Origin of the sequence: Chromobacterium sp. Beijing (genome assembly GCF_021496765.1) — a bacterium.
Lineage (GTDB): Bacteria > Pseudomonadota > Gammaproteobacteria > Burkholderiales > Chromobacteriaceae > Chromobacterium.
Genome location: NZ_CP053750.1, coordinates 4483667 through 4501844 on the forward strand (window position 1 = coordinate 4483667; position 18178 = coordinate 4501844).

19 protein-coding genes and 1 pseudogene are annotated in these 18178 nt (G+C 63.7%); 13 read left to right on the forward strand and 7 right to left on the reverse strand.

The annotated features are described in order from the left end of the window. Window positions 1-57: 57 nt before the first annotated feature. Window positions 58-288: a sulfurtransferase TusA family protein gene (locus HQN78_RS20925; RefSeq protein WP_235085971.1), complete on the reverse strand. Its 231-nt coding sequence runs from the start codon at window positions 286-288 to the stop codon at window positions 58-60. Between the two features lie 189 nt (window positions 289-477). Between HQN78_RS20925 and HQN78_RS20930 the strand changes: the two genes are divergently transcribed. After that, entirely contained in the window at window positions 478-1257 is a 780-nt protein-coding gene (locus tag HQN78_RS20930; RefSeq protein ID WP_107800874.1) for an NRDE family protein, read from the forward strand. Between the two features lie 14 nt (window positions 1258-1271). After that, window positions 1272-1769, forward strand: coding sequence for a CNP1-like family protein (locus HQN78_RS20935; RefSeq protein ID WP_158274364.1), 498 nt, complete (start codon window positions 1272-1274; stop codon window positions 1767-1769). A gap of 5 nt (window positions 1770-1774) precedes the next feature. Here HQN78_RS20935 and HQN78_RS20940 read toward each other — a convergent pair whose 3' ends face one another. The 4 genes from HQN78_RS20940 to HQN78_RS20955 all read right to left on the reverse strand — a co-directional run bounded on the left by HQN78_RS20940 (window position 1775) and on the right by HQN78_RS20955 (window position 6771). After that, window positions 1775-2191 (reverse strand): type II toxin-antitoxin system VapC family toxin, encoded by a 417-nt coding sequence (locus HQN78_RS20940; protein WP_235085974.1) that lies wholly within the window; start codon window positions 2189-2191, stop codon window positions 1775-1777. Between the two features lie 3 nt (window positions 2192-2194). Next, window positions 2195-2407, reverse strand: coding sequence for a hypothetical protein (locus tag HQN78_RS20945; protein ID WP_019103136.1), 213 nt, complete (start codon window positions 2405-2407; stop codon window positions 2195-2197). A gap of 153 nt (window positions 2408-2560) precedes the next feature. Beyond that, a complete protein-coding gene (locus tag HQN78_RS20950; RefSeq protein WP_235085976.1) occupies window positions 2561-5647 on the reverse strand; it encodes an efflux RND transporter permease subunit in 3087 nt (1028 codons plus the stop codon). Next, window positions 5647-6771, reverse strand: a complete 1125-nt coding sequence (locus tag HQN78_RS20955) for an efflux RND transporter periplasmic adaptor subunit (RefSeq protein WP_235085978.1) — start codon at window positions 6769-6771, stop codon at window positions 5647-5649. Before HQN78_RS20955 ends, HQN78_RS20950 begins: the two co-directional genes overlap by 1 nt. 719 nt (window positions 6772-7490) lie before the next feature. On the opposite strand from HQN78_RS20955, the gene HQN78_RS20960 reads away from it, so the two are divergent. The 10 genes and pseudogenes from HQN78_RS20960 (at window position 7491) to HQN78_RS21005 (ending at window position 16312) form a co-directional block, all read left to right on the forward strand. Next, window positions 7491-9107, forward strand: a complete 1617-nt coding sequence (locus HQN78_RS20960) for a peptide ABC transporter substrate-binding protein (protein WP_107800870.1) — start codon at window positions 7491-7493, stop codon at window positions 9105-9107. A 236-nt stretch (window positions 9108-9343) separates the two neighbouring features. Beyond that, the gene (gene oppB / locus HQN78_RS20965) at window positions 9344-10264 is read left to right on the forward strand and encodes an oligopeptide ABC transporter permease OppB (protein ID WP_227105445.1); all 921 of its coding nucleotides are present in this window, start codon (window positions 9344-9346) and stop codon (window positions 10262-10264) included. 25 nt (window positions 10265-10289) lie between these two features. Further along, window positions 10290-11204: an ABC transporter permease subunit gene (locus tag HQN78_RS20970; protein WP_081575942.1), complete on the forward strand. Its 915-nt coding sequence runs from the start codon at window positions 10290-10292 to the stop codon at window positions 11202-11204. A gap of 18 nt (window positions 11205-11222) precedes the next feature. Further along, entirely contained in the window at window positions 11223-12224 is a 1002-nt protein-coding gene (locus tag HQN78_RS20975) for an ABC transporter ATP-binding protein (protein WP_107800868.1), read from the forward strand. Next, window positions 12217-13209: a murein tripeptide/oligopeptide ABC transporter ATP binding protein OppF gene (oppF, locus tag HQN78_RS20980; RefSeq protein ID WP_107800867.1), complete on the forward strand. Its 993-nt coding sequence runs from the start codon at window positions 12217-12219 to the stop codon at window positions 13207-13209. Before HQN78_RS20975 ends, oppF begins: the two co-directional genes overlap by 8 nt. 103 nt (window positions 13210-13312) lie before the next feature. Beyond that, a pseudogene (locus tag HQN78_RS20985) lies at window positions 13313-14157 on the forward strand (CDP-diacylglycerol diphosphatase). 176 nt (window positions 14158-14333) lie between these two features. After that, window positions 14334-15077, forward strand: coding sequence for a M48 family metallopeptidase (locus HQN78_RS20990; RefSeq protein WP_107800865.1), 744 nt, complete (start codon window positions 14334-14336; stop codon window positions 15075-15077). A 17-nt stretch (window positions 15078-15094) separates the two neighbouring features. Beyond that, window positions 15095-15379 carry a hypothetical protein gene (locus tag HQN78_RS20995; protein WP_235085980.1) on the forward strand — a complete coding sequence of 95 codons (285 nt, stop codon included), beginning with the start codon at window positions 15095-15097 and terminating at the stop codon, window positions 15377-15379. After that, entirely contained in the window at window positions 15336-15662 is a 327-nt protein-coding gene (locus HQN78_RS21000) for a type II toxin-antitoxin system prevent-host-death family antitoxin (RefSeq protein WP_199225935.1), read from the forward strand. Before HQN78_RS20995 ends, HQN78_RS21000 begins: the two co-directional genes overlap by 44 nt. Beyond that, window positions 15659-16312: a hypothetical protein gene (locus HQN78_RS21005; RefSeq protein WP_235085983.1), complete on the forward strand. Its 654-nt coding sequence runs from the start codon at window positions 15659-15661 to the stop codon at window positions 16310-16312. The genes HQN78_RS21000 and HQN78_RS21005 overlap by 4 nt, the downstream gene beginning before the upstream one ends. Before the next feature lie 25 nt (window positions 16313-16337). Here the strand turns inward: HQN78_RS21005 and tcdA are convergent, their stop codons facing one another. Next, on the reverse strand, window positions 16338-17138 hold the full coding sequence (tcdA, locus tag HQN78_RS21010; RefSeq protein WP_107800863.1) for a tRNA cyclic N6-threonylcarbamoyladenosine(37) synthase TcdA: 801 nt from the start codon (window positions 17136-17138) through the stop codon (window positions 16338-16340). A gap of 230 nt (window positions 17139-17368) precedes the next feature. Here tcdA and HQN78_RS21015 point away from each other — a divergent pair, with 230 nt between their 5' ends. After that, window positions 17369-17593 (forward strand): hypothetical protein, encoded by a 225-nt coding sequence (locus tag HQN78_RS21015; RefSeq protein ID WP_107800862.1) that lies wholly within the window; start codon window positions 17369-17371, stop codon window positions 17591-17593. Between the two features lie 133 nt (window positions 17594-17726). Here the strand turns inward: HQN78_RS21015 and HQN78_RS21020 are convergent, their stop codons facing one another. Next, entirely contained in the window at window positions 17727-18071 is a 345-nt protein-coding gene (locus HQN78_RS21020; RefSeq protein ID WP_107800861.1) for a darcynin family protein, read from the reverse strand. Window positions 18072-18178 lie beyond the last annotated feature (107 nt).

Sequence of the window (18178 nt, forward strand, 5' to 3'; positions counted from 1 at the left end):
TTTCGCCTGGTCTCGCCTTTGCTGGCGAGCGGGTAAACAGGCTCCGAGCCATCGAAATTATTTCCGTTTCAGCACCATGCGGAATTTGCCTTCCGCCGTGGTGTCCGAGGTCAACAGCGCATTGCCGGTCTGACGGCAGAAGGCTTCGAAGTCCTTGGGCGCGCCGGGATCGGTGGCGATCACCTCCAGCATTGCGCCGCTGTCCATTTCCGCCAGCGCCTTCTTGGCGCGCAGGATAGGCAGCGGGCAGTTGAGGCCGGAGAGGTCTATGGTCTTGTCGAAATTCATGGTCCGGCTTCCTCAGCCTTATCAGTTACAATGGAGGGAAGCCCGGCCGCTTGGAACCCGTTCAAGGCCGCATCGCCGACGCGAGGCGGACATCGAGCGGAATACAGGCCTGATCGGAACTGTCCGCGGCGGCTCCCTAAACCCTAAGTTTACGCGAGTCGCCAAGCCATCCTCAAATCGGTCTTCATCATGTGCGTGATCGCTTTTGCCTACAAGACCCCCGGACTGGGCCAGCTGGTGTTGCTGGCCAACCGGGACGAATACTATGCGCGTCCGACCGAACCGCTGGATTGGTGGCCGCAATATCAGAATACGCTGGGCGGCCGCGACGCCGAATCCGGCGGCGGCTGGCTGATGGTGGACGGCCGCGGCCGCATCGCCGCGGTGACCAATATCCGCGACGGCCATCCGGTCAAGGCGGAGCGCTCGCGCGGCGAACTGGTGGAGCGCTTCGTCGCCGGCGACGAGGACCCGTTCGCCTTCGCGGACTGGCTGCGCGCCGAGCAAGGCCGCTATGCGCCGTTTAACCTCTTGTTCGGCTATACCTCGGACCTGTTTCATTTCCACAGCCGCGGCGGCCAGATCGCCCGGGTGACGCCGGGCATTCACACTTTGTCCAACGCCACGCTGGACACGCCGTGGTTCAAGAGCGAGCGGCTGGCGGAGTATTTGCGCGAGTTTCAGCGCGTGCCCACCGAGGATCAGGCTTTCATCGCCCTGTCCGACGGCACGCCGGCGCCGCCGGGACAGTTGCCGAACACCCGCATCGGTTCCGCGCTGGAGCGGGTGCTGTCGCCCATCTTCATCAAGGGCCGCGACTACGGCACCCGCGCGTCCATGCTGCTGACGGTGTCGGCGCGCGGCGATATGCAGTTTTCGGAATTGAGTTGGGGCCTGGCCGGCAGGGAAACCGGCCGCCGCCGTTTCACCTTGCGTCCGGGCCAGCCAAGCGCGGCCCCGGCGCGTTGACGAGGAGTAGTGATTTGAAGACCTTTGCCGCCATCATCGTGCTGGCCCTCTGCGCCGCGCAGCCGGCGCTGGCCGACAACAAGATCAAGAAGAATATAGATTTTGCGCCGGAGGTGCCGTGGCAGGAGGGCGATTACCAGTTGCCGCCGTATCCGGCGCAGCCGGACTGGATCGCGGTCAGCACCGACAATCTGCAGGTCAATCAGTATTTCGTCGACGCCAAGACCCTGAGCGCGGGCGAGGACGGCGTGGTGCGGATGATCGTGCGGGTGAAAAGCCCGGCCGGCGGCGAGAACCTGAGTTTCGAGGGCCTGCTGTGCAATGAGGGCAGCTACCGCGCCTACGCCTTCGGCAACAGCATCGATAAAAACTGGATCCGTTCCAACAAGGCGGTATGGCGCAAGATAGAGCGCGACGACAAGCTGCGCCGTTCGCTGCGCGATCTGGCCTGCCCGGACAAGCGCGCGCCGCGCGACGCCGAGGAGGCGTTGAAGCGCTTGCGTCAGGGCTGAGCTTTTTAGATCGGAGCGAACGGGTTCAATAGTTTGACGCCGGTGCCGGCAAAATCGCCGCTATTGCGGGTCACGATCGTCAGGTCGTGGATCAGCGCGATGGCGGCGATTTGCTTGTCGACGGCGTTCTGGGGATGAGGGGACATCAACTTGCCCCATACCTGGGCGCAATCGGCATCGAAGTTCAGAATGCGTTGGGAAAATTCCTGGGTGATGGTGTCCAGCCATTGTTCCAGCAGGCCGGCCTGCTTGAGGTCGCCGCGGTGCTTGAGATTCTCGATGCCGCGGCGAATGTCCCCCACGCTGATGGCGGACAGATAGAGGCTGTCCGTGTCCGCCGATCGCCAGAAGGCGAGCACGCCTGCATTGGCTTTGCCGCCTTTGCGAGCTTCGCTGACGATATTGGTGTCCACCAGATACACGGCCTATTCCCGGCTGCGTTCGAAGTCGGCGTCTTCGCCCACGTCGGGCATATTGGCCAGGACTTCGGCAAAGCTGCGGCGTTTGGGTTGAGCGAGCAAGGCGCTGCGCAGAATGCGGCGATGCTCGGCTTCGGCGCTGACGCCGTGGGCCGCCGCGCGACGTTTGAGCTCCGCGGCGACTTCATCGTCGATATTGCGCACGATCAGATTGGCCATGGTCTGCCTCCCCGTACTTGATAGCAATGATTGCATTATGCCCGGCTAGAGGGGGATTGCAAGGAGGGCGCGGCTTATTCGCCTTGTCTCGTTTTTGCTCGTGAGACTTTTAGAGCAAGGCCCGCGCCGGAGTCCGGCGCGGGCCTTGTTGCGTCAGGCGCGCAGCGCGCGCCGTTTTTCCCGCCAGGCTGCGTGGCGTTGCGCCAGCGCGTCGAAGTACAGATAGAGCACCGGGGTGATGTAGAGCGTGACCACCTGGGAGAACACTAGGCCGCCCACCACCGCCAGGCCCAGCGGCTGGCGCAGCTCGGCGCCGGCGCCCAGACCCAGCGCGATGGGCAAAGCGCCCATCAGCGCCGCCAACGTGGTCATCATGATGGGCCGGAAGCGTAGCAGACAGGCGGCGTGGATGGCCTGCTCCGGCGACATGCCCTGTTTGCGCTGCGCCTCCAGCGCGAAATCGATCATCATGATGGCGTTTTTCTTGACGATGCCGATCAGCATCAGGATGCCGATGCTGGCGATCACGGTCAGTTCCTGGCCGAACAGCATCAGCGTGCCCAGCGCGCCGATGGCGGCGGAGGGCAGGCCGGACAGAATGGTCAGCGGGTGGATATAGCTTTCGTACAGCACCCCCAGCAGCACGTAGATCACCGCCACCGCGATGCCCAGCAACAGGATCTGGCTGCCCTGGGTTTCCTCGAAGGCGGCGGCGTCGCCGCTATAGCTGGTGGCGATGGAGGGCGGCAGCGAGATGCGGTCCTTGAGCTGGCGCAGGTGTTGATCGGCCTGGCTCAGCGGGATGCCGGGCGCCAGGTTGAAGGACAGCGTCACCGCCTGCAACTGGCCCTGGTGGTTGACCGAGATCGGGCCGACGGTGCGCTCCACCGAGGCGATGCTGGACAGCGGCACCAGCTGGCCGTCGGCGGCGCGCACGCGCAGCCGCGAGAAGTCGAACTCGTTGACCTTGAACGGGTCGTCCGCCTGCAGGATGACCTGATAGTTGTCGCTGGCGGTGTAGATGGTGGAAATCTGCCGTTCGCCGAAGGCGCTGTACAGCGCGCTGCGTATGCTCTGGATGTCCACGCCCAGCAGATTGGCCTTGTCGCGGTCTATGTTCAGCTTGGCTTGCAGGCCCTTGAGCTGGGAATCGCTGGTGACGTCGCGGAAGATGGGATCGGCCTGCATCTGCTGCAAGAGCTTGTCGGACCAGGTGTTCAGGCTTTCCGCCTGTATGCCCTGCAAGGTGTACTGGTAGCGGCTCTTGCTCTGGCGCCCGCCCAGGCGCAGGTTCTGCGTCGGGTTCAGATAGACGCTGAGCCCCGGCACTGCGCGCAGGTCGCGACGCAGGCTTTCCATGGTCGGGTCCAGCTTGGCGCGCTCGCCGCGCGGTTTGAGCTGGATGAACATGCGGCCGGTGTTGCCGCCGGACAGCGAGGAGGTGGCGAAGGCGACGTTGGGATTGGCCTGGGTGATGGCCGCGGCGCGTTGCTGCAGCTTGAGCATGGCCTCGTAGGAGATGTCCTGCGCCGCCTCGGTGCTGGCCATGATCTGGCCGGTGTCCTCGGTGGGGAAGAAGCCCTTGGGAATGCCGTTGAACATCAGCGCGGTCAGGACGAAGGTGGACAGCGCGCCGGCCAGGGTCAGGCGGCGATGCTTGAGCGCCAGGTCCAGCGTGCGGCGATAGCCGGCCAGCACCGCGTCGAAGCCGCCTTCCAGCGCGGCGGCCAGCCGGCCGCGCCGGGCCTGGTGTCCGATCGAGTCGGCGCTGAGAAAGCGCGAGGACAGCAGCGGGATCAGGGTCAGCGACACCGCCGCCGACACCAGCACCGCCAGCGACACCACCACGGCGAACTCATGGAACAGCAGGCCGATCACGCCCTGCATGAAGAAGATGGGAATGAAGATGGCCACCAGCGACAAGGAGATCGACACGATGGTGAAGGCGATCTCGCGCGAGCCCCTCAGCGCCGCCTCCATTGGCGACAGTCCTTCCTCGATGTAGCGGACGATGTTTTCCAGCATCACGATGGCGTCGTCCACCACCAGGCCCACCGCCAGCGTGATGCCCAGCAGCGAGATATTGTCCAGGCTGTAGCCCAGCCAGTACATCAGGGCGATGGTGCCGATCAGCGAGATCGGCAGCGACAGCGCCGGGATCACCGTGGCCGCCATGCGCTGCAGGAACATGAAGATCACCATGATCACCAGCGCGATGGTGAGCAGCAGGGTCAGCTTGACGTCGTGGATGGCTTCGCGGATGGACTGCGAGCGGTCGTTCAGCAGGTTCAGCCGCACCGAGCCGGGCAACTGCGCCTGCAATTGCGGCAGTTCCTTGCGGATGGCGTCCACCACCGCCACGGTGTTGGCGTCGCTCTGCCGCATCACCGCCAGCACGATGGAGCGCTCGCCGTTGACCCAGCTGCCGCTTTTGAGGTTTTCCACGCTGTCCTCCACCGCGGCCACGTCGGACAGCCTCACCGGCAGGCCGTTGCGGCTGGCGATCACCAAGTTGGCGAACTGGGCGGCGTTTTGCAGCTGGCGGTTGGCTTCCACCGTCATCAGCTGCGATTTGCCCTCCAGCGTGCCCACCGGGGTGTTGACGTTGGCGGCGCGGATGCTGGCGGCCACATCGTCCAGCGTCAGATTGCGCGAGGCCAGCTTGCCCGGATCGGCCTTGATCCGCACCGCGTAGCGCTTCTGGCCGAAGATGTTGACCTGGGCCACGCCCTTGAGGGTGGAGATATTGGGCGATATCCAGTTTTCGGCGTAGTCGTTGAGGTCGGACAGCGACATCGCCGGCGAATTGAGCGCCAGCAGCAGCACCGGCGAATCCGCCGGGTTGACCTTGCGGTAGGACGGCGTCGAGGTCATTTCCGTCGGCAGAGAACGCTGCGCGCGCAGCAGCGCCGCCTGCACGTCCACCGCCGCCAGATCGATATTGCGGTCGTTGTCGAACTCCAGCGTGATCGAGGTGCTGCCCAGGGTGCTGGACGAACTGATCACCGCGATGCCGGGAATGGTGGAAAACTGCTTTTCCAGCGGCGCGGCCACCGAGGAGGCCATGCTGTCCGGGCTGGCGCCGGGCAGGCTGGCGGAAACGTTGATGGTGGGGGTGTCGAAGCTGGGCAGCGCGGCGATGGGCAGTTTCTGATAGGCGATCAGGCCGGCCACCACCAGGGATAGGCACAGCAGCACCGTCATCACCGGACGGCGGATGCAGAGCTCGGAGATTTGCATCACTGGCCTCCGCCGGCCGCGGCCGCGCGCACCTTGTCGCCTGGGCGCAGGTTGAGGCCGCCGTTGGACACCACGGCCTCGCCTACGCTCAGCCCTTTGACGACGGCTTTTTCCTTATGGATGGCCAGCAGTTCCACCGGCACGCGCTTGACGCTGCCGTCGGCCTGCACCGCGTAGCTGAATTTGCCTTCCGGCCCGGTCAGCAGCGCCGCCACCGGAATGGTGGTGGCCTGCCGGTAGCGGCCGGCGTTAAGCGAGACGGTGACGAATTGGCCCGGCCACAGCTTGCCGTCCGGATTGGAAAACTCGGCTTTCAGCGTCAGCGTGCCGTTGGCGCTGTCCACCGCGCTATCGATGAAGACCAGTTTGCCGTCCACGCTGTCGCCGCTGTCCGGCAGCGTGGCGCGCACCAGCAGCTTGCCGGCGGCCTCGGCGGCGCGCACCGCGCCCAGTTCGCGCTCGGGCAGGGTGAAGGTGGCGTTGATCGGATGAATGCGGGTGATGGTCAGCATCGCCGCGGCCATGCCCGGCTGCACCAGGGTGCCCGGATAGACGCCGATCACGCCGATGCGTCCGCCGATGGAGGCGCGCAGCGTTTTGTAGTCCAGCGCCACGCGGGCCGCCTCCACTTGAGCGCGGTCCGCGGCCACGGTGGCGCTGAGCGCGTCGGCCTTGGACTGGTTGGCGTCCACCACGCTTTGCGAGACGAAGTTTTTCGCCAGCAGGTCGCGGCTGCGCGCCAGGTCGCGTTCGGCGTTTTTCAGCTGGGCCTGATCGCTGAGCGTCTGCGCCTGAGCCTTTTTCAGCTGCGCGGTTTCCGCCGCCGCGTCCAGCGTGAACAGCAATTGGCCCGGGCTTACGCTCTGGCCTTCCTTGACGTGGACCTTAGCCACCACGCCGGACACTTGCGGCTTGACCTCCACCTTTTCAATGGCGGTGACATTGCCGGTGGCGCTCAGTTCTATCGGCAGATCCTCCGCCGCCACTTTGGCGATGCCAACGGCAATCGGCGGGCGCGCCGCGGTTTTGGACGCGGCGGCGCTCGTCCTGGAGCCATACCAGCCGGCCAGGCCGGCCGCAGCCAGAGCAAGCGCGGCAGCGCTTGCAACGACTCGTTTCTTCATCTTTTCTTCTCGCTCTTGGGGCGGGCGCCTAGCCCGCCGTGTGGATGCCAGGCGTCGTCCCATCGATACCTGCTGGCGCATGCCGGCGTCGCCGCTTGCCGCGGACATCCATCCGGCGGCGGGCCGCGTTTCCAGGGCGTCCCTCCGCCGCTGGTCGCGCGGCCCGGAAAACCGGGCCGGATTCTGTCCGCATATTGGAATGATAGGGCCGAATAAGGCTTGCGGATCAGGAAGATGCGTTGGCGGCGCGGCCTGGGCTCATGAGCGTGGGGCCGGGGGCGGGGCTGGCGCGCGGCATGCGTCGGATCGAGCTTACTCAAGCCCTTCCGTTTTCGCCAAGCGCAAAAGCGTTAATGATTTTGGGAAAAGTCGGTAAATTAAAAATAAGCGTTTTGTAATATTTGAACGGGGTAATTGTATAGGCTTATTTTCAATGTCATGAGCAATGTGTATGAGAGGCATTAATTTTTAGAATGAGAAACGAAATAATGGTGGAAAAACAATGTGAAATCAGCAAGCTGTGACAGCTAATGCGGGCAAGGATAGTCAATTTGCGACAAAAACGTTAAATCGCCCGCCGTCGCGCCGTGCTTAGCACTTGAAGTATTCAAAATCCTCAGCGCATAATGGCCGCCAACCACTCTGGATACAATCGAGTGAAGATTCTGATCGCCCCGCGATAGTCGACGGGAGCGGCAATACTTAGGAGAGTAGGCGAGATGGCTGATAAAAAATCGCTACAGACAATCACGGCCGCCGTGGCGCTGGCCCTGACTTCCGGCGCGGCCCTGGCCGCCATTGTGCCGCCGGGCACCAAGCTGGCCGCCAAGCAGGAACTGGTGCGCTCCAACGGCTCCGAACCGGAATCGCTGGATCCCATGGTGGTGGAGGGCGTGCCCGCCAACATCATCACCCACGACTTGTTCGAAGGCCTGACCGCCACCGACAACGAAGGCAGGCTGCAGCCCGGCGTGGCCGAGTCCTGGAAACAGACCGCGCCCACCACCTGGGTGTTCAAGCTGCGCAAGAACGCCAAATGGTCCGACGGCAGCGGCGTCACCGCCGACGACTTCGTCTACGGCATCCGCCGCCTGGTGGATCCCAAGCTGGCCGCTCCCTACGCCGGCACCTTCGGCATCTTCTTCCTGAACGGCGAGGCCATCGTGGCCGGCAAGAAGCCGGTGACTGCCATCGGCGTCAAGGCGCTGGACAAATACACCGTGCAAGTGGACACCGCCTTCCCGGTGTCCTACCTGCCGGAGCTGATGTCCAACGCCCAGCTGGGCCCGGCGCCCAAGGCGGTGATCGACAAGTTCGGCAAGGACTGGGTCAAGCCGGGCAAGATGGTCAGCAACGGCCCCTTCGTGCTGAAAGACTGGCAAGTCAACAGCAAGGTGGTGATCGAGAAGAACGCGCAGTACTGGAACGCCAAGAGCGTGCAGCTGACCCGCGTCAGCTTCCTGCCCATCGAAGATCAGAACGCCGACCAGAAGCTGTACCAGTCTGGTCAGACCGACATGACTTACGAGATCCCGCCGGGTAGCTTCGACAAGCTCAAGAGCGCCATGCCCAAGGATCTGAAAACCTCCACCATCCTGGGCCTGCGCTATTACAGCCTGAACAACAAGGATCCGCTGCTGAAGGACGTGCGCGTGCGCAAGGCGCTGTCCATGGTGGTGGACCGCGACCTGATGGCCAAGAAAATCACCGGCGACGGCCAGCTGCCGTCCTATAGCGTGATGGTCAAAGGCGTGCACGGCGGCCTGCCGACCAGCTACGACTGGGCGCAATGGCCGATGGCCAAGCGCGTGGACGAGGCCAAGAAGCTGCTGGCCCAGGCCGGCGTCAAGCCGGGCACCACGCTCAAGCTGTCCTACAACACCAGCGACTACCACAAGAAGATGGCCATCTTCGTGGCCTCCGAGTGGAAGAGCAAGCTGGGCTTCAACACCTCCATGGAAAACATGGAGTTCAAGGTCTTCCTGAAGAAACGCCACGACGGCGACTACCAGGTGGCGCGCAACGGCTGGCTGGCCGACTATAACGACGCCACCACCTTCCTGGCGCTGGTCCAGTGCGGCAATACCCAGAACGACAACTTCAACTGCAACAAGAAAGCGGAAGAGTTGATCAAGCAGGGCAATGAAAGCACCGATCAAGCCAAGCGCACCCAATTGCTGACTCAGGCCACCAAGCTGGCGATGGACGACTACCCGATGATCCCGGTGCTGCAGTACACGCTGCCGCGCCTGGTGAAACCGTATGTGGGCGGCTACTCGCTGAAGAACCCGGTGGATCGCTACCGCAGCAAGGAACTCTACATCATCCAGCATTGATCGCCGGCCTCGTGCCGACGCCCTGAACGCCTCCCGTCCCGCAGGGGACCGGAGGCGCGCGGGCGGACGCGCGTTCGGCCCTGATCTGGAAACGGGGGCAACCCCGGTGTGTTGAGCGGGCGGCCGTCGCTGACGGCGCCGCCCGCCCGTGACTGTCGGTGTCAATCGCCGTTGGTCCGTCCGCAGCCCGCGCATCGCGCCGGCGCGGCGGGCGCGGCGAGTCGGAGTAATTTGCAATGTGGTCCTACACCTTACGACGCGTGCTGTTGACGATCCCCACCGTGTTGGCCGTCATCACCGTCTGTTATCTGCTGCTGCACATGACCCCTGGCGGCCCCTTTGACGGGGAGCGCAAAGTTTCCGAGGCGGTATTGGCCAATCTGCAGGCCAAATACCATCTCGACCTGCCCCTGTGGCAGCAATACCTGTATTACCTGAAGAGCCTGCTGCAAGGCGATCTGGGCGCCTCCTTCCGTTATTCGGACTGGAGCGTCAACGATCTGGTGGCCAAGGCGCTGCCGGTGTCGGCGGCGATAGGCGGCAGCGCCATCCTGATTTCGCTGGTGATAGGCGTGGCGCTGGGCATCGTCGCCGCGTTGCGTCAAAACAGCGCGGTGGATTACCTGGTGATGCTGATCAGCAATATGGGCAGCGCTTTCCCGTCCTTCATCATCGGCCCGGTGCTGGTGCTGATCTTCGCCGTCACCCTGCAATGGCTGCCGTCCGGCGGCTGGAACGATTTCGATCCGCGCTTCATGATCCTGCCGGTGGCGTTGCTGACCTTCATCAACGTGGCCACCATAGGCCGGGTGATGCGCGGCAGCCTGATCGAGGTGCTGGGCAGCAACTTCATCCGCACCGCGCGCGCCAAGGGCTTGCCGATGCGCACCATCATCGTCCGCCACGCTTTGAAGCCGGCGCTGATGCCGGTGGTGACGCTGCTGGGGCCGTTGACCATCTCCTCCATCACCTCCGCCGTGGTCACCGAGTCGATCTTCTCCCTGCCCGGCCTGGGCAAGCTCATTGTCAACGGCGCGGCCAACCGCGACTACACGCTGGTGCTGGGCCTGGTGGTGCTGGTGACGGTGATTGCCGTGCTGCTCAATCTGCTGGTCGACCTGGCTTACGCCTTCCTCGATCCCAAGATTCGCTATTGACGCGCGTGACCGCGAAGGATTTCCCATGTTGAGAAGCAAACAGAAGCAAGCGGCGATCGCGCTGGAGACCCGTCTGGACGACGCCGCCGTAGAGGGCCGCAGCCCGTGGCGCGACGCCCGCATCCGCTTTTTCCGCAACCGCGCGGCCGTGGTCAGCCTGATCATCCTGTCGCTGATCGTGCTGGCCTGTATTTTCGGGCCAATGTTCCTGCCCCATACCTATGACGACACCGACTGGGACGCCATCAGCCTGGCGCCCACCTGGCAGGGCATGCACTGGTTCGGCACCGACGACCTGGGCCGCGACCTGCTGGTGCGCACCCTGATCGGCGGCCGCATCTCGCTGATGGTGGGCGCGCTGGCCACCGTCGCCGCGGTGATCATCGGCGTGCTCTGGGGGGCCAGCGCCGGCTTCCTCGGCGGCAAGATAGACAATCTGATGATGCGCATCGTGGACATGATGTACGCGGTGCCCTATCTGCTGATCGCCATCCTGATGGTGACCCTGCTGGGCCGCGAGTTCTATCTGGTGGTGCTGACCATCACCATCCTGGGCTGGATGGACATGGCGCGCGTGGTGCGCGGCCAGACGCTGTCGATCAAGTCCAAGGAGTATGTGGAGGCCGCGCGCGCCATCGGGGTGTCCACCGCCACCATCATCGCCCGCCACATCGTGCCCAATCTGCTGGGCATCGTGGTGATCTACACTACGGTAACGGTGCCGGGCGTGATTCTGACCGAATCCGTGTTGTCCTTCCTGGGCCTGGGCGTGCAAGAGCCGATGACCAGCTGGGGCGTGTTGATCGGCGACGGCACCAAGACCATGGAAACCCAGCCCTGGCAGCTGTTGTTCCCCGCCGGCATGTTGTCGCTGACCTTGTACTGCGCCAACTATATCGGCGACGGCCTGCGCGACGCGCTGGACCCGAAAGATCGATGAGCCCGAGGTAGAACCACTATGAGCATTTTGAAAGTCAGTAATCTCGGGGTCCAGTTCCAGACCAACGACGGCATGGTCAACGCCGTCAACGGCGTCAGCTTCGAACTGGACAAGGGGCAGACCCTGGGCATCGTCGGCGAGTCCGGCTCCGGCAAGAGCCAGACCGTGCTGTCCATCATGGGCCTGCTGGCCCGCAACGGCTCCACCAGCGGCGAAGTGCTGTTCCATGGCAAAGACCTGCTGAAGATGGGCGCGCCGGAACTGAACGCCATCCGCGGCGACCGCGTGTCCATGATCTTCCAGGACCCGATGACCTCGCTGAACCCCTACCTGACGGTGGAGCGGCAGATGACCGAGGTGCTGGAGCTGCACAAGGGCATGAGCCGGCGCGCGGCCAAGAAGCGCGCGATCGAGCTGTTGGAAGCGGTGCGCATTCCGGAAGCGGCGCGCCGCGTGGACATGTATCCGCATGAATTCTCCGGCGGTATGCGCCAGCGCGTGATGATCGCGATGGCGCTGCTGTGCGAGCCGGAGGTCTTGATCGCCGACGAACCCACCACCGCGCTGGACGTGACGGTGCAGGCGCAGATCCTGACCCTGTTGAAAGACCTGCAGCGGGACTTCGGCACCTCCATCATCATGATCACCCACGACTTGGGCGTGGTGGCCGGCCTGTGCGAAAAAGTGATGGTGATGTACGGTGGCCGGGTGATGGAATACGGCGACGCCGACAGCATCTTCTACCACCCCAGCCATCCTTACACCATCGGCCTGCTGGGCGCGCTGCCGCGGCTGGACCACGACGGCAGCGAGCTGGTCAGCATTCCCGGCAATCCGCCCAATATGGCGCACATGCCCAAGGGCTGCCCGTTCTCCGAACGTTGCCAGCACAGCACCGAGCGCTGCGCCGACGAACTGCCGCTGCTGCAGGCCAGCAGCCACAATCCGCAGGTGATCCGCGCCTGTCACAAGCCGGCCGTCGAGCTGGCGCAAGCAGCCCAGGAGGTGGCCCATGTCTGAACAAGCCAAACAGGCCATTCTTTCGGTGCGCGACGTCAAAGTGCACTTCCAGGTCAAGGGCAACGACAGTTGGCCGTGGAGCCCCAAGAAAACCCTGAAAGCGGTGGACGGCGTCAGTTTTGACCTCTACGCCGGGGAAACCCTGGGCGTGGTGGGCGAATCCGGCTGCGGCAAGTCCACGCTCAGCCGCGCCATCCTGAATCTGATTCCCGCCACCGACGGCGAAATCGTCTGGATGGGCAAGGATTTGCGCAAGGGCAGCGACAAGGACTGGCTGGCGGTGCGCAAGGACATCCAGATGATCTTCCAGGATCCGCTGGCCTCGCTTAATCCGCGGATGACGGTGGCCCACATCATCGGCGAGCCGCTGCGCGTGCACAAGCCGGAGCTGGGTCCGGAGGAAGTGATGCGCCGGGTCAAGGCGATGATGGCCAAGGTGGGTCTGCGCGAGCAGATGATCAACCGCTATCCGCACGAGTTCTCCGGCGGCCAGTGCCAGCGCATCGGCATTGCCCGCGCGCTGATCCTGGAGCCCAAGCTCATCATCTGCGACGAGCCGGTGTCGGCGCTGGACGTGTCCATCCAGGCGCAGATCATCAACCTGCTCAAGGAGTTGCAGCGTGAGATGGGGCTGGCGCTGATCTTCATCGCCCACGATCTGGCCGTGGTCAAGCACATCTCCGACCGCATCCTAGTGATGTATCTGGGCCGCGAAATGGAGCTGGCGGAAAAGTCCGCCTTGTACGACGCGCCTTCGCACCCGTACACCCGCGCCTTGCTGTCGGCGATTCCCATCCCGGACCCGAAGCTGGAAAAGAACAAGGTGATCCAGATCCTGCAAGGCGACCTGCCCAGCCCGATCAATCCGCCGTCCGGCTGCGTGTTCCGCACCCGTTGCCCGCAGGCGGAGACGCGCTGCGCTCAGCAGGCCACGCCGCTGCGCCGCGTCAGCGAGCAGAGTCAGTCTTCCTGCCTGCTGGCCTGAGCCGGACCCTGTCCCGCGCCAAACCGCCCCTAGGGGCGGTTTTTTCATGTCCGGGCCCGGCCTTCGCTATAGTGGCGGAGTGGCATCAAGCAAAAATCCAAACATGAAAACCACGCTCAAAATCGCCACCGGCCTGTTGGCCGCGCTGGCCTTGGGGTACTCGGCGCTGTTGTGGGCCGATTCCGACGCCTTGTGGAACATCGTCAGCCGGCAATGCCTGCCCAATCAACAGGCGAGCGGCCAGCCGGCGCCCTGCGCCGCGGTGGAGCCGGGCAGCGGCGAGGCCGGCGGCTACGCGGTGCTGAAAGACCGCAACGGCTGGCTGCAATACCTGCTGATTCCCACCGCCCGCGTCAGCGGCATCGAAAGCCCGGAGCTGCTGAGCGAGCGCGCGCCGGATTACTGGGGGCGGCCTGGCGCGCGCGCGGCTTTCTGGAGCAGCGCTACGGCCGGCCGATTCCGCGCGAACTGCTGTCGCTGACCATCAATTCCCAGTACGGACGCACCCAGAATCAGTTGCACATCCACATCTCCTGCACCGACGCCACCGTGCGCCAGCAGCTGGAGGACCTGAAGGACAGCCTGAGCGAGGAGTGGCGCGAGTTGCCGGTGGAGCTGCAGGGCCACGCCTACTGGGCGCGCGCGGTGGCGGCCAAGGCCGACGGCGGCCCGGAGGTGGACCCGTTCAAGGCGCTGGCGGCCGGACAGCCGGAAGCCGGCCTGGACATGGGCCGCTACGGCCTGGCGCTGGTGGCGACGCGGCTGGCCGACGGCCGCGACGGCTTCATTCTGCTGAGCAGCCGCGCCAGCCTGATCGGCGCCAACCGCGCCTCGGTCGAGGAATTGCAAGATCACGCGTGTCCGGCGCTGCGGGGCGCGTCCGCCAATGGTTCGGATGCGTTGCGTCGCCGCGACAACCATTCGCAGCCCGCTTCGCCGCCGGTCTAGAGCGGTTCCGGAAAAACCTTTGCGTTGGCAAGGGCTTGCCGGCGGTAAGGTCTGAGGGGGCGTGAATCGGCAATGGGTGGGAGTTATGCCAATCGCTTTTCAAGAGGAGGCAAAGCGGATAGCATCCGTCTGCTTTATTTGTAAATTGAATTTGTAAATTAAATGAGACTGACACAATGAAAAAATTCGCTCTGACCGTTCTGGCTGCTGCTTGCCTTTCCGCCCCGGTGCACGCTTTCGATCTGGGCTCCATGATCAGCGCCGGCTCCGACCTGGTGAAGTCCGCCACCCTCAGCGACGCCGACGTCAAAGCCATGGCCGCCGAATCCAGCGTGGTGATGGACAAGAAAAACAAGGTGGCTCCGGCCTCCAACGCCTATTCCAAGCGCCTGGCCAAGATGGTTAAGGGCCTGGACAGCGAAGACGGCACCAAGCTGAACTTCAAGGTTTATCTGACCAAGGAAGTCAACGCCTTCGCCATGGCCGACGGCACCGTACGCGTGTACAGCGGCCTGATGGACAAGATGAACGACGACGAAGTGCGCTTCGTCATCGGTCATGAAATCGGCCATGTGAAACTGGGCCACACCAAGAAAGCCATGCAACTGGCCTACGCCACTTCCGCGGCGCGCAAGGGCGCGGCCGGCAGCGGCAACAGCGTCGCCAGCAGCTTGTCCGAATCCGAGCTCGGCGGCTTCGCCGAAGCCGTGGTGAACGCGCAGTTCTCCCAGTCTCAGGAAAGCGACGCCGACGGCTACTCGGTGGGCTTCCTCAAGCGTCACAACTACAACGTTCAAGGCGGTCCGGCCGCGCTGCGCAAGCTGGCCGATCTGTACGGCAACGACAGCAGCCTGCTGTCCAGCCACCCGGCGCCGGGCGACCGCGCGGTGAAACTGGAAAAACAGATCCAGAGCATGTAAGCGGCATCCGCCCGCACATGAAAAAGCACCGCCTAGGCGGTGCTTTTTTCATGGCCGCGTCAGCCGCTGTTCAAAACGCGCCGCGCGTCGCGAGCCGTCGCACGGTGAGTGCGACTTGTTGCGTGTGCATCCTGCGCTTTCTCAGCCGCATATGGCCGGTAAAAATGGCTAAAAAAGACATTTTTTTAGATTGGGGCTATTATTGCCTTATCGTCATTATTTTCCCGGTGGGCTGCGATGATTACGGAATTGCCCAGCTTGGACGCCTTGCCGCGTCAAAACGCCTCTCAGGTCAAAAATAAATGGGGGGAGGTCGTGCGCCTGGTTCATCAACAGGGCAGCGTGGCTGTCACCAACCATTCGACCGTGGAGATGGTGTTGCTGGACGCCGCCACCTACCGGCGGCTGGAGGATGCCATTCAGGCGCTGAAGCAGCGCGAGCAAGCGGCGTTGGACGCGCTGAATCAGCGCTTCGATGCTCGGCTGGCCCAATTGCAACAAGCGGGCACGGCACAAAACGTCGATAGTCTGTTCAAGGCCCAGGGCAAGTTAGGCTCGCGGCCCAAGGCCGGCGACGCGTTTTGATCGCCGCCGCCGCGCGTCCCTTCATCCTAGTGCTTGCCGGCGTGAACGGCGCAGGCAAGAGCTCGGTGGGCGGCAGCCTGCTGGCCGAGCACGGCTTGTCCTGGTACAACCCGGACAGTTATGCGCGCGAACTGGTCAGACAACTGGGTTTGGACCTGGACAAGGCCAATGGGCAGGCGTGGGAATACGGCCGCTCCCGGCTGGAGGCCGCCATCCGCGAGGGCCGCAACTTTGCGTTCGAAACCACGCTGGGAGGCCGGACGATGGCGGACATGCTCGCCGCAGCGGCGGGCAGTCACAATGTCATGATGTTGTTTTGCGGCCTGGACTCGCTGGAACGACACATTGCGCGGGTAGGCTTGCGTGTCGCCCATGGGGGCCACGACATCCCGGAGCACAAGATTCACGAGCGCTGGGTCAGCTCGCGTCTTAATCTGATCCGCTTATTGCCGAGACTGGCCCGGCTGCAAGTATTCGACAATAGCGCTGAAGCGGTGCCGGGACAGGAGATTCCGGACCCGGTGCTGGTGTTGGAAGCCGTCAATGGCCGGATGGTGTCGCCAGGGGTGGACGATTTTGCCGCCTTGGCCGCCACTCCCGTCTGGGCCAGGCCTATCGTGCAAGCGGCCATCGAATTGTCGTTGTCTTGAGCTCTCTGTCCGGGTTTACGCCGCGTTAGCCGCGCTTGACCTTGGGCGGCTTGGCCAGCTGCTTCAGCGCTTGCGCCACCGCCACCAGGCCGAAGCTGGCGGTCACCGTCATCGCCGCGCCGAAGCCGGCGCAGGACAGGCCCTGCGGGCCGCGCGGCTCCGCGGCGTCGCAAGCCTGCTGCTCCGTGTCCGGATAGATCAGTTGTTCGGTGGAGAACACGCAGGGAACGTGCAGCTTCTTGCCGGCTTCGCGGCTGAACTGGTGGTGACGGCGCAGGTTGTAGCGCAGCTTGGACAGCAGCGGGTCGTAAGTGACCTCGCCCAGGTCCGCCACCCGGATCAGCGTGGGATCGGTCTGGCCGCCGGCGCCGCCGGACACGATGAAGGGCTGGCGGCGGCGCGCGCACCAGGCCGCCATCGCGGTCTTGATGCGCAGGCTGTCTATGCAGTCGATGATGAAGTCGTAGTCCCGGCCCAGCAGCTGTTCCAGATTGTCTTCGGTGACGAAGTCTTCGATCTCGATCACCTCGCAGGCCGGATTGATCGCGCGCACGCGTTCGGCCAGCGCGCTGACCTTGGCCATGCCGTAATTGGGGTCCAGCGCCGGCAACTGGCGGTTGGTGTTGGACTCGGCCACATTGTCCAGGTCTATCAGGGTCAGCTTGCCGACGGCGCTGCGCGCCAGCGCTTCCACCGCCCAGGAGCCGACGCCGCCGACGCCGACCACGCAAACGTGGGAGGCCTGAAAGCGGGCCAGCGCCTCCGGCCCGTAGAGACGGGCGATGCCGCCGAAGCGGCGTTCCAGATCTGCGTTGTGGGTGTCCATGGCTGCAATCGTCAACAATCAAATCGGCGAAGGATACTGCAAGCCCCGCTTGCTGACCAGTGCGGCGGCCGTGGGCGCGAGGCTTGCCCGCGGTCAAAAAAACTACAGTTAAGTGGCTGATTGCTGGGAACCTTTCGCCGGCGGAGCTATCCTTCTCTTCAGGTCTGTCATGAAGGGCTTCCTGCTCTTCCTCTGGCTGGCCGGCCTTTGTCACAGCAAGGGAGATTCCCATGAAGCAGCAAAGATTCGATATTGATCTGGACAAGCATTACAACGCCACCGTCGTGGTCGCCTGCGAGGAATGCGGCCATGAAATCCGCCATCATCTCAAGTCCCTGCATCCCGACAGCGTGTTGCGCTGCCATTGCGGCGCCCATATGGCCATGAGCCCGCTGACCGTTCAACAGGCCGAGCGCCGCGTAAGCGAGATCAAGCAATCTTATCGAATCCATTAAGCCACTGCTGACAATCTGAGAGTATCCCCGCCGGCCGTTTCGGGCCTGACTCGCCGGGCATAACCCGGCCTCCCGCAGCAGCGACACGGCGACCGCAAGGTCGCCGTTTGTATTGGCCGGCAGGCTAAGCGGCCTATGATCCACCTGTGGACAACTGCGCGTCGTAGTCGCGGAAACCGTCCTCCACCGCCGGCAGGATATCGACGAATTCGAAATAGGGCTCGGTGAGGAGCGGGCTGTCGCGCAGCGCGTCGATCAGATAATAGAAATCCTTGATCGATTCGGTTTCGAACAGCGCGATATCGCTGCAACGGGCGGTGAAGGCCTCGGCGTCGAACCAGCGCATGCGCACCGCCGGATAGCGCGCGTAGATCGGCTTCAGGGTTTCCGCTTCGAACCGGCGGCGTTCCGGCCGGCTCAGGCGCAGCCAGTTGGGGTGGACGCGCAGCAGCGCGAAGAAGGCGTAGCTTTGGCTCATGGTTCCGCTTTCATTGAGGATGGACGACGCTTTCAATGTATCCGCCCTTGTCAGCGGGTAAAACTCGTGTTTTGCTAAGCGTTTGCCGCCGTCTTTTTGCTGTCGGC

Excerpts from the sequence above, each read along its gene's own strand:
- HQN78_RS20975 (WP_107800868.1), top strand. The coding sequence starts at position 11,223 with ATGAGCATTTTGAAAGTCAGTAATCTCGGGGTCCAGTTCCAGACCAAC.
- HQN78_RS20925 (WP_235085971.1), bottom strand. The coding sequence starts at position 288 with ATGAATTTCGACAAGACCATAGACCTCTCCGGCCTCAACTGCCCGCTG.
- HQN78_RS20990 (WP_107800865.1), top strand. The coding sequence starts at position 14,334 with ATGAAAAAATTCGCTCTGACCGTTCTGGCTGCTGCTTGCCTTTCCGCC.
- oppB (WP_227105445.1), top strand. The coding sequence starts at position 9,344 with ATGTGGTCCTACACCTTACGACGCGTGCTGTTGACGATCCCCACCGTG.
- HQN78_RS20995 (WP_235085980.1), top strand. The coding sequence starts at position 15,095 with ATGAAAAAGCACCGCCTAGGCGGTGCTTTTTTCATGGCCGCGTCAGCC.
- HQN78_RS20960 (WP_107800870.1), top strand. The coding sequence starts at position 7,491 with ATGGCTGATAAAAAATCGCTACAGACAATCACGGCCGCCGTGGCGCTG.
- HQN78_RS21015 (WP_107800862.1), top strand. The coding sequence starts at position 17,369 with ATGAAGCAGCAAAGATTCGATATTGATCTGGACAAGCATTACAACGCC.
- HQN78_RS20955 (WP_235085978.1), bottom strand. The coding sequence starts at position 6,771 with ATGAAGAAACGAGTCGTTGCAAGCGCTGCCGCGCTTGCTCTGGCTGCG.
- HQN78_RS20945 (WP_019103136.1), bottom strand. The coding sequence starts at position 2,407 with ATGGCCAATCTGATCGTGCGCAATATCGACGATGAAGTCGCCGCGGAG.
- HQN78_RS20970 (WP_081575942.1), top strand. The coding sequence starts at position 10,290 with ATGTTGAGAAGCAAACAGAAGCAAGCGGCGATCGCGCTGGAGACCCGT.
- HQN78_RS21020 (WP_107800861.1), bottom strand. The coding sequence starts at position 18,071 with ATGAGCCAAAGCTACGCCTTCTTCGCGCTGCTGCGCGTCCACCCCAAC.
- oppF (WP_107800867.1), top strand. The coding sequence starts at position 12,217 with ATGTCTGAACAAGCCAAACAGGCCATTCTTTCGGTGCGCGACGTCAAA.
- HQN78_RS20930 (WP_107800874.1), top strand. The coding sequence starts at position 478 with ATGTGCGTGATCGCTTTTGCCTACAAGACCCCCGGACTGGGCCAGCTG.
- HQN78_RS20950 (WP_235085976.1), bottom strand. The coding sequence starts at position 5,647 with ATGCAAATCTCCGAGCTCTGCATCCGCCGTCCGGTGATGACGGTGCTG.
- tcdA (WP_107800863.1), bottom strand. The coding sequence starts at position 17,138 with ATGGACACCCACAACGCAGATCTGGAACGCCGCTTCGGCGGCATCGCC.